The organism is Spirosoma pollinicola (assembly GCF_002831565.1).
GTDB lineage: Bacteria > Bacteroidota > Bacteroidia > Cytophagales > Spirosomataceae > Spirosoma > Spirosoma pollinicola.
The window spans coordinates 2,338,605-2,354,096 of sequence record NZ_CP025096.1 but is presented as its reverse complement, the minus strand read 5'-3'; the positions used below and the strand labels follow the sequence as shown (position 1 = coordinate 2,354,096).

Sequence of the window (15,492 nt, the reverse complement as noted above, 5' to 3'; positions counted from 1 at the left end):
TATCTGTAGAGGAGCAAGCTGTGCTGAAATAATCTGTTTGAGAAAAGCCGCGTCTATTTAATCTAGACGCGGCTTCAACTCGCTGAAAAGTGTGCTGGTGTAATCACCTAATTACTCGCTTCGCAAACTCTTCACCGGATTCATCAGGGCGGCTTTCACGCTCTGGAAACTCACCGTCAGCAGGGTGACTATCAGTGCACCCGCGCCCGACGCGGCAAAAATCCACCACGACATTTCCGTTCGATACTCGTAATTCTGGAGCCAGTCTGAGAGTATAAAATAGGCGATGGGCGTGGCGATGAAGAACGCAATCACGACCAGCACCACAAAGTCTTTAGAGAGCAGGCCCCACAGGTTCAGTACACTAGCTCCCAATACTTTACGCACCCCAATTTCTTTGGTGCGTTGCTCTGCCATGAAGGAAGCCAGCCCAAAAATGCCGAGACAGGAAATGAAAATGGCCAAAAATGCGAATACCGAAGCCAGTTTGCCAATGCGCTCTTCGGCAGTAAATTTCTTCATATACTCCTGATCGGCAAACTGATATTCGAAGGGAGCCGCCGGATTAAGTCTTTTGAAGACGGCTTCCAGTTTAGACAACGCTTCACGAATACTCACCGTAGGTTTCAGCTTGATATGAATAATATTGAAGCTTCGTTCTTTCGCATCGATCATAAATACCGTTGGGGTTACGGTTTCGAAAGGAGAGGTCATAACCATGTCTTTCAGAACACCCAGTACTTTCCAGTTTTTACCATGCCACTTGACAATTTCGCCAACCGGATTCTTCATGCCCATCTGTTTCACGGCCGCTTCGTTGAGAAGGAAAGTCGAGGAATCACTGGCAAACTGCCTGGAGAATTCGCGGCCTGCTTTAATTTTCCAGCCCACCACGTTTCCAAAATCGGGTGTGACCAGAATGGTGCCGAACGAAGCTGCCCGGTTAGGGTTTTTGCCGCGCCACGCCAAGTTATTAGCTGACGACCAAATGCCCGTGATCGGACTCGACGATTCGCCCATGTCGTCGACAACGCCCGTCGTTAACAACTCATTCCGAACAGCGTCGTAGTTGCCCTGTATTTCGGGCGTATTCATGGGGATGTTTAGCAAACCCTCCCGACTATAGCCAATCGGGCGGTTTTTTGCGAATTGAATCTGACGAAAAACAATGATCGTCCCGATAATCAACGTAACCGAAACCGTGAACTGAATGATAACTAGCACTTTGCGGGGAATGGAAGCAAACCGGCCAATGTTAAAGGTTCCTTTGAGTACGTTAATCGGCTGAAACGAAGAGAGATAAAGTGCCGGATAACTGCCTGCTATGATGCCGGTGAACAGGCTGAATCCAATACTAACTAGCCAAAACCGCGCGTCTGTCCAGCGCATCGCCAGTTGCTTGTCGGCCACTTCGTTGAAAGCGGGAAGAATGAGCCACACCAGCGCTATCGATAAGCCAAATGCGAATGCCACGACCAGAAACGATTCACTAAAAAACTGGCCGATCAATTGCCACCTCCATGAGCCCATGGCCTTCCGAATACCCACTTCTTTGGCTCGTTTCTGAGAGCGGGCGGTACTCAGATTCATGAAATTGATGCAGGCCAGCAGCAGTACAAATACACCGATAATGCTGAAGAGCCACACAAATTGAATGCGGCCACCGGTATTCACCCCGTTTTCAAAGGTTGAATACAGATGCCATTGATTCATTGGATACAGAAAGAGCGCCGATTTGGCCCTATCCTCGTCCTCGGCGTGCCTGCGAAATAGGTCCTTAATTTTCACCGAAACCTCATCAAAGTGGCTATTGGGATTGAGCTGCGTAAAAATGTCGAATGAGCTACTGCCCCAATCAGTCTTGTCTTCTTTATTGGCGAAGAGCAGGTCTATGGGAGAAATGAACGTAAAATCTTTAAAAGCAGAATTGCGGGGTAAGTCTTCATAAACACCCATTACCTGCACCGTGTATTTGTTGCCAATCTTAATGGCTTTTTGAATTGGATCTTCGTTGCCAAAAAGTGCTCTGGCCACTGATTCGGATAGCAGAACGGAGTTTGGATTAGTCAACCCCAAACGTGTTCCTTTAAGCATATTGAGGGTCATTAATTCTGGAAATGCCGCTTCGGCATACCCCCCCGTTTTCGTAAATTTCCTGTCCTGATACGCAATGATCTGTTCAAAACTGGCCGAGGCGGCTACCACGTATTTGAAGTCGTTAGGGTATTTGCTTCGGATTCCTGGCTCAACGGCATGGGCAGCGAGGTCGAGGTTTCAATGCCACCTTCCAGGGTTTCATTCTCCATTACCTGCGCAATCCGATCATGGTTTTGGTGATAGCTATTAAACGATAGTTCATCCCAGACCCACAAGCCAATGAGCATGGCTACGGCCATACCAACGGCCAGCCCGCCGATGTTGATAGCCGAATAAACCTTGTTGCGGGCGAGATTTCGCCAGGCGATTTTGAGGTAGTTTTGTAGCATGGTTGTCGGCCGTTTTGCTCCCGTTGGGTCTCGTAGAAATGCGCTACCTTAACGGCTCAACTATCATACCACGAGTAAAAACTGGTTTGGGATGTCGGGAAGGCATATTGAGATGGAAAACCTGTACGAATTCGGACAGTGGCTGTCCGTTTTTATCGCCCGAATTAATGAACAGATACATGACTACTCCGTCGTCTAATACTGGAGCCTATTCTTAAACGTTTCTTTGTCTCATTCAGGAGCATTTTTTGAGAGTAAATAACTGGTTGTCTTAACATCAATCAAAGCATACGAAGATGACAGGTGAAGTCGTGACTAGCACACTTTCCATGGTCAACGGCTAGACAGCTTCTCTCGAAAAAACAGGTCGGCTAAACGAATAACTTCAGCGTGGACCTGATGACGATCGACGGTAGGATCATCGGTAAAGTAAATCGGGTTAGATTTTTTGACTTCCTCAATGGCTTCATTCAGCATTACGTAGTGGCCAGTTTTACCGCCAAATTCGTAGTAACCAGATCCTAAAATGAGCGCATGGTAATGATCGGCATTTGTTTTTACTGGCGCCATCTGATCACTTTGAGAGCCCATAATATACACCGGTTCCTGAATAGCTTCCATCTGGCCTTTGCGCACAAAGCCTTGGCCAAGCGCGGGTGAGATCGCTAGAAATGCACGTATTCGATCATCCTGCAGGGAAGGTAGTTTCAGAATTGCGGCTTGCAGGGAGGGGTCGTCCAAATGTTGGGCTACGCCCGGAAGTTCGGGGATATCGATTTCCTGACGACCCTTCGTTTTGTAATAGGTAAGCAGGGCTTTATAATCCAGCACTGCCCCCGCCAGGGCAATGACGGTATAACCCCCAAATGAAAATCCAGCCGCGCCAATGCGTCGCGAATCAATCACCTTACTAAACGGGGTATTGGTCAACAAAGCGGTCAACGCAAACCGAATGTCTAGCGGGCGCTCCCAAGGCTTAAGAAATTCAAGAGGCACTTTGTTATCGAATGTATTACCCCAATGGTCAACAGCGGCCACGATAAATCCGTTTTGAGCAAGCCCCTGCACTAACCATTCCATGGTCAATCGACCACCCCCAGTACCGTGTGATACCATGATCAGCGGCATTCTGTGAGTAGGCAACTGCCCGTTTCGCACCGTATATTGACGAATGAAGGGAGAAAACCTTCTGTCACTCGCTTTCAACGTGTCATCGGTTGGGTACCATACCTCCGTCACTACCGGTCGGTGACGGCTCTCGTCCATGAACGAAAGGGTTTGTTGACCGATCTGAGTAGTGGATGGGTCGCGGGCAAAGCTAAGTTGTGGCACTAGCAGCCAGTAAATGATAGTGATCCGTAAGTTGTACATCGTTGTATCGACTTGTTGCGACAAAGCAAGCGGCCGAATTGGGAAAAAAGATTGACAAAAATCAATAAATTATCGTTTTGCCTTTAAGCGGCTCAATGTTTCGGGGGAAATACCCAGATAATCGGCGATAATTTTAGCGGGCAATCGTTGAATAATCTCCGGATTAGACTGTTGGAGGGTATCATACCGAGCTCTGGCATCCAACGAAATAAAGCTTTCAATGCGTTGAATGGACTCGATGTAATCGAGTTCAAGGCCCATTCGATCCATGGTTTCCCAACCGGGTATACACTCATAAAGAGCCTGACGATCCTCATAACTGATCATGAGCAGTTCGGATGGCTCTGGACTTTGTAGGGAAGCGATCGAAGGCTGACGGCGAATAAAGCTAGGGAAAGCCGTTCCAAAACGGCCTTCTAAGATCAAAAAACGGGTTGATTCGTTTCCCTGGTCATCGGTCAAAAATACGCGCAGACACCCTTTGACGACGAAATACACGTAGCGAGCCACGCTGCCTTTGGTGAGGAGGATTTCGTTACGCTTGGTCCATTTGGATTTAAAGCAGCTACTAACGATTGAAGCCTGCTCGGCGGAGAGAGTAATCTTACCGGCCAGATAAGTTTGTAGGGCAGGATGCATAGTAAGAAGGCAGATGACAAGTGGCCTTAAATCTCCACAATTTCGTCAGCAATTTCCGTTCAGGAAGCTATACGGTGGCAAAATGTAACGCATTAAGTATATTCAACTGTGCTAGTCAGAATTTAACCTGACCCGTTTACACACTTAATGTTGGTAGTTCACGGCTTCGTGAAACGCTCCATCTAGGAAGCACAGATATGTACGACCCTTGGTCTTGTAAAGGAGGGTATTTTGAGAATGTACTAGCTTACGATAATCGTCCGAAATTTAAGTAGCATACCTAAACCTACACCAACTGGTCATTGGTTGAATTTGGTCAATGACATGCTTATTTCAACAGGTACTGACATGGACCGATTGACTACCAACCCAGGTAGCCTTCGGGCGTTACCCCCTTCAGTCGAAGGTAAACCATGCATTGCCCCCGATGGTGTATGATGTGATTGTCCATCGCGTATAGATACCGCCAGTTGGGAATTTTTCCACCCACAAACTCCGCCTGCTCGAAAAGTTTCGCGTCGGGGATGGTCGTGATGGTTTGCCGCATAAAGGCGTAGAGCGCTTTCACCTCATCCAATACCTGTTGCTTAGTGACGGCTTTCGAGAGGTCCCGGCCGTTTTTGTAGGGATTGTCAATGACCAGCCGGGCCGACAGAAGCGTTGTGGTGAACTCGCAGCAATGCCGCCACTGCTCGGCAAAGCTCATCGCTTCGGGTGTATATTTAAAGTCGTATGCTTCGGCTGGCATCTGGGTGGCCGTGATTAGGGTAAGCTGTTCGGACCTAGCCCAGGCCTCAAGCAACTCCCGGCGCACGCGTTGGGCTTCGGATTCGAGGTCAATGGTGGCAGGGTGGGCAAGGGCTGCCGTTGGCAGCAGGCTAGTGGCCAAGAAGTTCTTGAGGAAACGGAGTCGGTTCATGTCCGTAAGTTGCCAAAAAGTTGATTATGAGCCAAGTAAACTAAATATAATGGTTTTGGGCGCGTTGAGATCGAAGCCCCACTAAGTTAAGGATACCATATCAGTATCCTATGAAACGTACATTGCTTAAAGCAGACGAATGAAGATTCTAACGTCTCACGGGGGAGCGTTTTGTAAGCCAGTTTGTCAAATCGGTTAAATTTCCCCTGAATACAGGTAGCCAAGTCTTTATAACTATCTAATTGTTGGCTGATTGTTCTCTACGCGTGGCGGATTTACGGTAGTGGCCGACCGTCCAAACTGTGCCAGCTACCTTTATTAATGGCCAAATTGATACGTGATACCTAGTTGAGGAAGGGGTCCTTTATACGGATTTCTGATAGTAGGCGGTGAAAACCCTCCCGATGGAGGCGGGCCGGGCAATGAGGGTTTCGTATTGGCCGGGGCTAGGGTTATATTGAAGAGATGTCGTTCATCCTCTGAGCGCAGTGCACAAGCAACATCCAACCACAAATGTTTTTGTAGCCAGATGGATATTCCAGGTCTGACAGTATAAGTTGAGAAAGAGTTCGTAAACGTATGGGCATAATCGGCTACAAATCTCCTTTGACCAACTTGATAAGCTATTTCAATGAAAGGAGAAAGCCAGCCACCTGTTAAGTGGTATCGCACAAAAGGACCACCAGACAGCCATTGATTATAAATATGGGAAAAGTTGGCCGGGCGGATCCAATAATTTTCAACCAATAAACCAACAATCAATCGGGGTAATGGGGTATAGCCTGTATGAGCGTTTAGAAAAGAAGTGTATTCGAGATTCTGAGGCAATTTACCAGGCCAGTAACCACCGGCGACGCTAGCAAACCACTTGTTTTTAGGGAAGCTACTTTGCTCCTCTTGGGCAAAATAGGTGCGTTGAAATGGCGCATTATAACTATTGTATCGTTCTGTAGGCTTTCTAGAGGCCATATTTCGCTTTAAACCAAACGAAAAGTTAAGCGAATTTCCCGTGTTTGAATAGGTGATTGGGTAACTTGAAGACGCTGTGGTCAACTGATCAGTGTATCGCTTAAGGTCATTGAAACTACGGTGGTAAGCGGTTGAGACGGTAAAAAAAGTATTCTCATTCAAGCGATAGTCAGCTCCTATTCTTATGGTAGCCCCCCATACCAAGGGTGAGGTATCGACAAATGTGTTTGGTAAGGAAAAAGGGAATGTAGTTTCACCATAAGAAATACCAGCACGTCTTCCCACTGGAGAACTTGCCGTTACGGTTCGGTCAAAATTTCCAGTATTTCCGCTAATCGTTCCTTCCAAAGTACCGGTAAGAATAATTCGCTTTAATGCACTTGTATTAGCCTGAATGCCTAAACTCGCCATATAAGGACGAATGATTACTTGCTCCTGACTTCGGGCTCCAAATCCGGACACTTCGTTGTTGTCATTTAACTCGGTCACATATAAACCTCGAACCAGTCGGTTCGAATTAATACCGGTAGCTAATCGTATGCTTAAATGACGTTTGATGCTTCGCTCAAATGCTATTTGACCTGTAATACCAGTACGACCTTCGGCAGTTATATTCGCTCCATTCACTGGTTTAAAAGCAAGTTGATTCAAGGAACGGGCACCACCAACCTCAACACTGTAACGCCAGTTTTGAGCCTTTACCAGAAAAGAGAAACAAATTAAAAAAAAGGAAAAGACAATACGCTTCATAGAACTTTTGTAATAAAGCGAATATAGGAACATTGAGCTATCAATATCTAATCCTCAATTAGTTTACACATTTCCCAGACCTGTTGTATACTAATAGGGGTGTTGCAAAAGTCTCCAGACTAGCTGCTTGAGCCGTTTTTCCGCTTGACAACATAGTTTTTTATTCCGAACTGGTAGGCTAAAACGCTCGACGAAGTGGCTGATGGACTTTTGCAACAGCCACTGTCTATATAGTAGCCAAAGTACTAGCTCCCAGGCTACCTACTCGTGTACGATTCGCTTCAATAAACGCCCATTTAAAGCGACGGTTACCACTAGCCTACAAAAAGGTATCACCAAAAATGCTCTGGTATCTAGGCTGATGCCGCCGTTGGTAAGCGTGGATCAATCGGGTAAGGCTGGATCGATAGAACGTGGCACTCGTTACGCTGAGCATGTAAGGGGTCCAACAATACGTTGCGGGAAGGTGACAGGGGAACAACAGCTGAAGGTATGGCCAAACATAAGCACTTGTATCGCTCGAACTGCTGGTCAGCAAAAAGCGGCAAGCCTACTGGGGTAGCATAGGGATCATCCCAGCCAGGAGGCAGTTCTTCCACGCTTACAAAGCTGATGGAGTGGTCGGGTACGGCAATTTCACATAGAATCAACGGAGGCAGATCCGCTAAAGGCGTGCCATCCAGATGCACCATGTACTCTAGAAAACATAGTTCGGGGGTAGTGGCCGTGTAGACCATAGGCCGTCCTTTAGCATTCCAGCGCCCACCCCGTAGCTTAGCTCCTATGCCCTCCAGAATGCTGTCACGATGCGCGTCGGTTTGGATGCGATATAGCGTGATGGCCATTAGCTGAAGACTCCATATTCAATCCGCCCCAGGATGTCTTCGATCAACTGGACACCGGTGGGGCTATCCAGCAGATCTAAGGGAGAGCGATCCCCTAACAGCCGTAAAGGTCGACGCAACCAGCGATTAAACTTGCCTCTGTCTTGGAAAACGGTTGCTCCATAGCCAGCCAATCGACCCAGTATCAGCAGCTTTTCAGAGGTGGAGGCATCCAGTCGCCCAACCTTAGCCTGTCGGTGAAAAGTAGCCACTGACTGATTAAGTAACCCCGCCATCTCTTTATCGGTAACTCCCAGCAACCCGGCAATGCGTCCAGCCTCAGTGCCCATCAGTCCCTGGCGAGAGCGGTCAATGAGTTGAAGAGCCGTCAAGGGCTGAGGAAAGGGGTTTAGTTCACCAATGTAAGCAGGAGCTTGCGTTGCCATGATACACTACCAAAGAGGGTATATAGTCTCATTTGATAGTGCTGTAACTATCTTTTGATAACTCTAGTTCATGAATGAAATGGAAATGTGAAGAAAGTTAGGTAAAAACACGTCTCAATTGGGGAGCGTGGCTGTTGCACAACTCAATATGTAGTGCAGCCCGGCGTTTCTGATGCCCTGATGGGCCTTCTTAGGCTGCTAGAAACACTGAATTTTGCCCAGCTAGCGGCTTGGCCAACCATAATCTTGACTAGGCCTGAGTTGTGCAACAGCCACGAGCATTTTGTGAGAATTTATACGCCTTGTATTACACTTTATAACCGTTGCCAGCACGTTTACAGATTCGTTGCTGGTCAAATTAGGTAGAAGAAGTACCTTTGTAAACCTTGATAATCAAGGTTGTTGAAAATAAAATGGGACTAGAAAGGCCGCGTTTAAACGCGGCCTTTCTAGTTATATAATCTGTCATTAACTAGATCAATAATTCTTAACGTGCCGCCAATAGAGCATTATTTGAGAATAACTGGTTCGTACTGCTATTCACTTTTTAATGACTGTACTGGATTCACCAGCGCCGCCTTGATACTGTGGAAACTAACCGTCACCAGGGCCACACCGAGCATCGCTAGACCAGCCAGGCCAAAGTACCACCATTCCACCCGCGTCTTATAAGCAAACCCTTGTAGCCACTGATTCATTAAGTACCAACCCAGCGGAACAGCAATGACAAAAGCCACTAAGACCAGCTTGAGAAAGTCCTTGGCCAGTAGAGCCACTAAACTAGTGACGGAAGCGCCTAGCACCTTACGGACCCCAATTTCTTTGGTGCGTTGAATGACCACAAAAGTCACCAAACCATACAAGCCCAAACAGCCGATTAAAATAGCAACAAGGCTAGCGGTATCAACCAGACGGGAAATCAGCGTTTCCATCTCGTAATACTGAGCCAGTGTTCCATCTAAAAACGTGGGGTCAAAGACCTGATTGGGGTAGAATTTTTGCCAGCTCTGCTCGATCTGTCGGAGTGATTGGGGCACATCCTGACCCGCCAACCGAATACCGGCTTGTCGGTATAAATCAGCCCTAGCCGCGATAAAGCAGGGTTGAACCGCCTCATGTAACGATTGTAAATGGAAATCTTTAACCACGCCGACAATGGGTAAGGCGACCCCTGACATATAATACTGCATGGTCTGACCAATGATTCGCTGAGGATCGCGAATGCCCAGTTTACGTACCAGCGCTTCATTGACCACATATTCCTTAATGGTATCACTTGGCGTTAGATTACGACCCGCGATTAACGTTAACCCGTAGGTGTTCAAGTAATCTGCATCAGCAAAGCGTTCACGAATCGGAAACTTTTCTTCTTGGGCTCGGTTGCCAAACTTGAAAGGACCACCGTACATACCCGGCGTGGAGGGCGGCAGAAAACCAATGCTCACCTCTTTTACGGTTGGGTAATTCCGCAATTCATTCTTAAACGCCTGTTGGGTGGAGGGTTGTCCTGTCGGCAGGTTAACCAGAACGATATTCTCTTTCTGAAAGCCAATATCGGCTTGTTGTATGTAGTGCATTTGAGCTGTCACGATAATGGCACCGATCAGCAAGAGTTGACCAATGACGAATTGAACGCCGACGAGTAATTGCCGCAACGACAAACCGCCAACCGCCTGAGCGGTTAATTTGCCTCGTAAGGCCAAGATTGGTTTCAAGCGCGAAAGCACCAGGGCCGGATAGCCACCTGCCAGAAGAATGACACTGCTAATCAGCGCCATTAAGAACAAACTAGTCTGGGCGTCAAGATAAACGTGTACCGGTGTTTTTGTCCAGCTACTGAATAGGGGTAATAACAGAGCTGTTAGCAGCCCTGCCAGTAGCAGCGATCCTAGCGTAATTATGCCCGTTTCTATTAAAAACTGCGTAGCCAACTGGCGTTGTGAACTACCCAGCGTCTTGCGTACACCGACTTCCTTACCACGTCGCAAGGCCTGAGCGGTGGCCAGATTGATGAAATTAATGCAGGCGGTGAACACCAATAATAAGCCTACTACAGCGAGGGACCACAGCATCGAGGAGCGAATAACACCTCCCCGGCGTTTGACATCAAAATGAACGTCCGCTAAGGGTTGAGCCTGGAAGTTGACCATCGGCTTTAGCCCATAGTTCTGGGTGGTGATCCTGGCCAACGTTGTTTGCAAACCGCTTAAGGAGCGGGCATCAGTAAAGACAACAAATACGCGATCGGTGCTATTAAGTACCGACCAATCATCCACGTTGTATTCGGGCTTTAGCGTGGGTAAAGTGGCGGCTGAAATAAAGATTCCCAAATCCAGGTCCGTTACCCCTGTTGGGTCAGCTAACACGCCGGTTACCGTCACATCGACTTTATCATTCAATCGAACGCGCTGGCCTATCGGGTTTGAAGACCCAAAATACCGGCTTGCCCAAGACTGAGTAAATACGATCGTGTTGGGTTGGCTCAGGGCCGTTTTTGGATTACCAGTTAACCAGCGATAGTCAAATACGTTGAACCATTCGGGTTCTACGAACGCTGAGCCAGCATGCATTAAAAATTGTTTAACGCCTTGCCCTGGTACATTCAAGCTGAGCGTTAATTCCCGATTCATGCTCAAAAAGGCAGCTTGCTGTCCGCTGGCCAAGGAGCTTCGTAACGCGTTAGCCATTGGCCAGGGAGCCTCAGCAGCGTACTCGACTGAGCCATCAGGCAGGTGTTGATCGTAGACAATTCGATAGATGCGATCAAATTTAGCTTGGTGGCGATCCGTACTGAGATGATGGCGCACGAACAAGAAGATAAGTAATCCGCCCGTCATGCCAATGGTTAATCCAAGAACATTCAGGGTCGTGTATCGGCGCTGGTAGCGTAGACTACGCCAAGCTGTTTTGAGGTAATTCCGAAGCATAGACTGAGGGTGTGATTACTAATAAAGACGACTACAGGGCACCTTTATTAATAGAAAAGCGAAAGTAGTCTATGTCCTCTAAACCAACTTGTTAAAAGAAGTTAAGGAGTTGGCAGTTTGGTGATTTCCGTGGCAACTGGTCTGGGTTTCTTAAATTTCGAGCGTTTTTTGGGACAACTGATTTTAATATCTGTCCAATCTAATTAGTGGCATACGGAATCTGGCTAACTGGCTAGAAAAGCATCCGTTAAAGCGTCTGCGAGACCGGTGAGCCATTCCGCCAGCCAAGTCGACAATATCGGGCTGGCCCAGCCTCTTGGGGATAGGGTCTGGGTAAATTAATCAAATACGTTCTGGATTGAGTTGTACCTGAATATGTTAAGTAAAGCAACTACTCCGGTCAATGCGTATCCGTTTCTTTCAGGCGGTGGGGAGCTCGGTGAACTGACCCGTCAGTATGACTGGCAAACGACCTCATTAGGTACGCCTGATGGGTGGCCACAAAGCCTACGCGCTACGCTGAGCATCCTGCTCAATACCAAATCCCCGATGTTCTTGTGGTGGGGCTCTGATCTGATTCAGTTTTACAACGATGCGTACCGACCCAGCTTAGGGGATAAGGGCAAACATCCAACCGCGCTCGGCCAACAGGGGGCCGATTGCTGGCCCGAAATATGGCCAACGATCAAACCCTTAATCGACCAGGTGTTGGGCGGTGGTGAGGCGATCTGGAACGAAGATCAGCTGATTCCTATCTACCGAAACGGTCAGTTGGAAGACGTATACTGGACCTTTGGCTACAGCGCGGTCAAAGACGAGTCGGGTCAAGCGGCGGGTGTGCTGGTGATTTGCACCGAAACGACGGGTGCCGTACTGGACCGCAACAAATTGAAAACCAGTGAAAATCGCTTCCGCAGTATTGTCGAGCAGGCACCGGTCGCGGTCGCGCTGTTCAGCGGTCCTGCGTTTGTTATTACCCTGGCTAACGAACGGGTGCTCCAATTTTGGGGACGAAGCCGCCAGCAGGTCATCAACAAGCCCTTGTTCGAGGCTTTACCCGAGGCCAGCGGTCAGGGCTTTGAAGAATTACTGCACGGTGTTTATACGACGGGCGAACGCTTTGTAGCCAGCGAATTGCCCGTTACCCTGGAACGGAACGGCCGGATGGAACAAACCTTTATCAACTTCGTCTACGATCCTTATTATGAGTCAGACGGTACCATTTCCGGGATAATTGTGCTGTGTGTTGAGATTACCCAACAGGTAACCGCTCGGAAGGCCATTGAAGAAAGTGAAGCCAAATTTCGCTCCTTAGTCGAGGAAGCACCCGTCGCTACGTGCCTGTTTGTGGGCCGGGATTTAAAAATTGAGGTGGCCAATGAAATCATGTTGGGTTACTGGGGCAAAGATTCGTCCGTTCTGGGCCAACCACTAGCCAAAGCGATACCGGAACTGGCTGGACAACCTTTTCTGGCCATTCTGGATGAGGTCTTCACGAGCGGTAAAGCGTACGAGTCAAGGGGTACCCGGGCTGAATTAGAAGTAGATGGCCTATTGGGTGCTTATTATTTCGACTTTTCCTATAAACCACTCCTCAATGCATCAGGCGAGATCTATGCGATTATGCAAATGGCGGTTGATGTAACCGAACAAGTGTTAGCTGAGCAGCAGTCGAAAGCCAGTGAATCCCGTTTCCGCAGTATCGTCGAGCAGGCTCCCATGGCCATTGGCTTGTTTAGTGGACGGGAAATGGTCATTGAAATCGGCAATGATCTGATTTTTGAGGTGTGGGATAAAGATCCATCCATTATTGGCCTGCCCGTCATTGAGGCATTACCCGAGATAAAAGGGCAAGGATACATCGAATTGCTGGAAGGCGTTTATGACAGTGGTGAGCCTTTCTCCGGGGCTAATCTACTGGTCGAATTGAACCGGCGTGGCCAGCTGGAAGATGTCTATTTTGATTTACTCTATACGCCACTCCGTGATTCCTTCGGGATCATAACCGGGGTGATGGTGCTGGCGAACGAGGTAACCGAACGGGTGCTATCCCGACAAAGACTGGAGCAAAGCGAGAGTCGCTACCGACTGTTATCGACTGAATTAGAGCAGCAAGTGCACCAGCGCACTCAACAATTGCAGGCATCCGTCCATGATTTAGAACGCTCGAATACCAACCTCCAGCAGTTCGCCTACATTGCCAGCCATGATCTGCAGGAGCCCCTACGTAAGATTCAGTCGTTCGGTGATTTGCTTAAAAGCCAGTATGGCGTGGAGTTGGGAGATGGAGTCGATTACCTTCAGCGAATGCAGACGGCCGCCAGCCGGATGTCGATCCTGATTCGGGACCTGCTGACCTATTCGCGGATTGCGACGGGGCAGGAGAGTAGCCAGCCCGTATGGCTGACGGATGTTCTGAAAAGAACCTTGGCTGACTTAGACTTGCTGATTGAAGAAACCGGTGCATCCGTAAGGGTCGATTCGTTACCAACGGTGTGGGGCAATTCCTCCCAATTGAACCAACTGTTTCAAAATCTGCTCAGCAATGCCTTAAAGTTCAACCGGGTCGGTGTCTTGCCTCAGATTCGGATAAGCTGTCAATCGGTAGCCGCTATTGACCTCCCTTCCTCCGTTAAGCCAACCCGTCGGGCTGCGGCTTATTATCGCATTGACGTATCAGACAACGGCATTGGTTTCGAGGAGCAGTATCTGGACCGCATCTTTCAGGTCTTCCAGCGTTTAAACGGCAAAAGCCAGTACGCGGGAACCGGTATCGGCCTAGCGATCTGTGAGAAAGTAATGGCCAATCACGGTGGTGCGATTACAGCTCGCAGCCAACCCGGTCAGGGAGCCACATTTTGCGTTTATTTTCCTGATCAAATTATTTCCGCTGGTTGATATCCTTAAAACAGGCTGACTCGGAACCCTTTTGCTATCTGACCGCGTCCCGGCGGGGAACCGAACGGTGGCCCACTTTGGTAGTTGCAACCCGCATTAAAACGGACGTAGTGAAAAACCAAGTGGTTATTTAGCACACCTTGCTTCTCTTTAGACACTCTATCTACTTTTCTGGTGCAAGAGGCCTATCGGAGTGGGCAGAGTCTATCGGCAACCGGTGCTCCGTAGTAGACCGTCGGCTTGTTGTTCGAATATACATATACCCTTAAAAGTGTTTCAAATAACGCCCTATTTTTGAGATGAAGACAGTTCTAGCCCAGGCAAGCTCTTACTTTATGAGATAAAGTCTCATAAAGTCATCTCACGAATCAAACCAAAAGTCTCACGTTTTAGCTGAGTTTGTGAGACTCATTTTCCTTCCAAATGACGGCACCAGCCGGTACCGACTCCCCGGACGGGCCAGTGCGGGACCGTGAATTATCCGCTCGGACGCCACCATCTTTTTCACCATAACTAACCTGTATTGACCAATGTAGGCTTTATGGCGTCTTTTTTATACGGGGACGTTTGGGTCTAGGTGGCTGGGCAGGAGTTGACGGAGTGGGGGTTGGTTTGTTCGAGTTCATTATCAGGCTGTTTTTAGTCACGCTAACCCATCTCAGCCTACATAGTTTAGCCTAACTAGGGTTCGGCTGACGGGTATTAACTCGCAGTTTGGCAAATCTGAATCGGCTGACCATGAGTGAGTCGTATAGGGTTATTGTTACCAGGCAACTCCCTTTTTCGGAGCATAAACTCACTTTGACTGGCTAAATTATTAGCCTATGCCATCTTAGAAAATTAATTGGAGAAATAAGAAGTAAACATCTGTAAATCAGCTTTTTAAATATAAAAAATAACTAGTTTTATTAAACAGATAAAGGCACTATCCAGCTCCATTTAGGGTTATATTAGTAGCTACCAGATACCCATTCTATGTACTGTATTAAGTGCGGTAATTCGATTCCTGAAGCTCGTCTGAAGGCGCTGCCAACGGCCAAAACCTGCGTCCATTGTTCAGCTGCTCAGCGAGTAGCCGGCTTTCCCTTGATTACCGGTAAAACGGAATATTCTGCTTTACAGATCGTATCACAAGCTGATGCCCAACAGCTGCATAAAATGGGAGCCCGACGAGGCACAGGAGCCTCTACCTATATGAAGCGCGAGAAGCGGAACTAGCATTTGCTATTAGTTTCGCCCTTGATCTCTCCTACTGTCGGCTAA

Annotated in this window: 11 protein-coding genes; 2 read left to right on the top strand and 9 right to left on the bottom strand. The window is 48.1% G+C overall.

Annotated features, from left to right (window positions below):
• Nucleotides 1–111: 111 nt before the first annotated feature.
• The 9 genes from CWM47_RS09995 to CWM47_RS09960 all read right to left on the bottom strand — a co-directional run bounded on the left by CWM47_RS09995 (nt 112) and on the right by CWM47_RS09960 (nt 11,331).
• Complete coding sequence (locus tag CWM47_RS09995) at nt 112–2,205, bottom strand: ABC transporter permease (RefSeq protein ID WP_317046727.1); 2,094 nt, start codon at nt 2,203–2,205, stop codon at nt 112–114.
• Nucleotides 2,199–2,486, bottom strand: coding sequence for an ABC transporter permease (locus tag CWM47_RS40035; protein ID WP_317046726.1), 288 nt, complete (start codon nt 2,484–2,486; stop codon nt 2,199–2,201). The genes CWM47_RS09995 and CWM47_RS40035 overlap by 7 nt, the downstream gene beginning before the upstream one ends.
• A 333-nt stretch (nt 2,487–2,819) precedes the next feature.
• Complete coding sequence (locus tag CWM47_RS09990; RefSeq protein WP_100987840.1) at nt 2,820–3,857, bottom strand: alpha/beta hydrolase family protein; 1,038 nt, start codon at nt 3,855–3,857, stop codon at nt 2,820–2,822.
• Between the two features lie 69 nt (nt 3,858–3,926).
• Nucleotides 3,927–4,496, bottom strand: a complete 570-nt coding sequence (locus CWM47_RS09985) for a Crp/Fnr family transcriptional regulator (protein ID WP_100987839.1) — start codon at nt 4,494–4,496, stop codon at nt 3,927–3,929.
• Between the two features lie 361 nt (nt 4,497–4,857).
• Nucleotides 4,858–5,415, bottom strand: a complete 558-nt coding sequence (locus tag CWM47_RS09980; protein WP_100987838.1) for a DinB family protein — start codon at nt 5,413–5,415, stop codon at nt 4,858–4,860.
• 318 nt (nt 5,416–5,733) lie between these two features.
• Nucleotides 5,734–7,134 carry a BamA/TamA family outer membrane protein gene (locus CWM47_RS09975; RefSeq protein WP_157815932.1) on the bottom strand — a complete coding sequence of 467 codons (1,401 nt, stop codon included), beginning with the start codon at nt 7,132–7,134 and terminating at the stop codon, nt 5,734–5,736.
• Between the two features lie 353 nt (nt 7,135–7,487).
• A complete protein-coding gene (locus CWM47_RS09970; protein ID WP_100987836.1) occupies nt 7,488–7,979 on the bottom strand; it encodes an RES family NAD+ phosphorylase in 492 nt (163 codons plus the stop codon).
• On the bottom strand, nt 7,979–8,404 hold the full coding sequence (gene parS, locus CWM47_RS09965; RefSeq protein WP_100987835.1) for a type II RES/Xre toxin-antitoxin system antitoxin: 426 nt from the start codon (nt 8,402–8,404) through the stop codon (nt 7,979–7,981). The genes CWM47_RS09970 and parS overlap by 1 nt, the downstream gene beginning before the upstream one ends.
• 536 nt (nt 8,405–8,940) lie before the next feature.
• Nucleotides 8,941–11,331: an ABC transporter permease gene (locus CWM47_RS09960; RefSeq protein ID WP_100987834.1), complete on the bottom strand. Its 2,391-nt coding sequence runs from the start codon at nt 11,329–11,331 to the stop codon at nt 8,941–8,943.
• A gap of 375 nt (nt 11,332–11,706) precedes the next feature.
• Between CWM47_RS09960 and CWM47_RS09955 the strand changes: the two genes are divergently transcribed.
• On the top strand, nt 11,707–14,229 hold the full coding sequence (locus CWM47_RS09955) for a PAS domain-containing protein (protein ID WP_100987833.1): 2,523 nt from the start codon (nt 11,707–11,709) through the stop codon (nt 14,227–14,229).
• A gap of 975 nt (nt 14,230–15,204) precedes the next feature.
• Nucleotides 15,205–15,447, top strand: coding sequence for a TraR/DksA family transcriptional regulator (locus CWM47_RS09950; protein WP_100987832.1), 243 nt, complete (start codon nt 15,205–15,207; stop codon nt 15,445–15,447).
• Nucleotides 15,448–15,492 lie beyond the last annotated feature (45 nt).

Excerpts from the sequence above, each read along its gene's own strand:
- CWM47_RS09980 (WP_100987838.1), bottom strand. The coding sequence starts at position 5,415 with ATGAACCGACTCCGTTTCCTCAAGAACTTCTTGGCCACTAGCCTGCTG.
- CWM47_RS09975 (WP_157815932.1), bottom strand. The coding sequence starts at position 7,134 with ATGAAGCGTATTGTCTTTTCCTTTTTTTTAATTTGTTTCTCTTTTCTG.
- CWM47_RS09990 (WP_100987840.1), bottom strand. The coding sequence starts at position 3,857 with ATGTACAACTTACGGATCACTATCATTTACTGGCTGCTAGTGCCACAA.
- CWM47_RS09960 (WP_100987834.1), bottom strand. The coding sequence starts at position 11,331 with ATGCTTCGGAATTACCTCAAAACAGCTTGGCGTAGTCTACGCTACCAG.
- CWM47_RS09985 (WP_100987839.1), bottom strand. The coding sequence starts at position 4,496 with ATGCATCCTGCCCTACAAACTTATCTGGCCGGTAAGATTACTCTCTCC.
- CWM47_RS09955 (WP_100987833.1), top strand. The coding sequence starts at position 11,707 with ATGTTAAGTAAAGCAACTACTCCGGTCAATGCGTATCCGTTTCTTTCA.
- parS (WP_100987835.1), bottom strand. The coding sequence starts at position 8,404 with ATGGCAACGCAAGCTCCTGCTTACATTGGTGAACTAAACCCCTTTCCT.
- CWM47_RS09950 (WP_100987832.1), top strand. The coding sequence starts at position 15,205 with ATGTACTGTATTAAGTGCGGTAATTCGATTCCTGAAGCTCGTCTGAAG.
- CWM47_RS40035 (WP_317046726.1), bottom strand. The coding sequence starts at position 2,486 with ATGCTACAAAACTACCTCAAAATCGCCTGGCGAAATCTCGCCCGCAAC.
- CWM47_RS09970 (WP_100987836.1), bottom strand. The coding sequence starts at position 7,979 with ATGGCCATCACGCTATATCGCATCCAAACCGACGCGCATCGTGACAGC.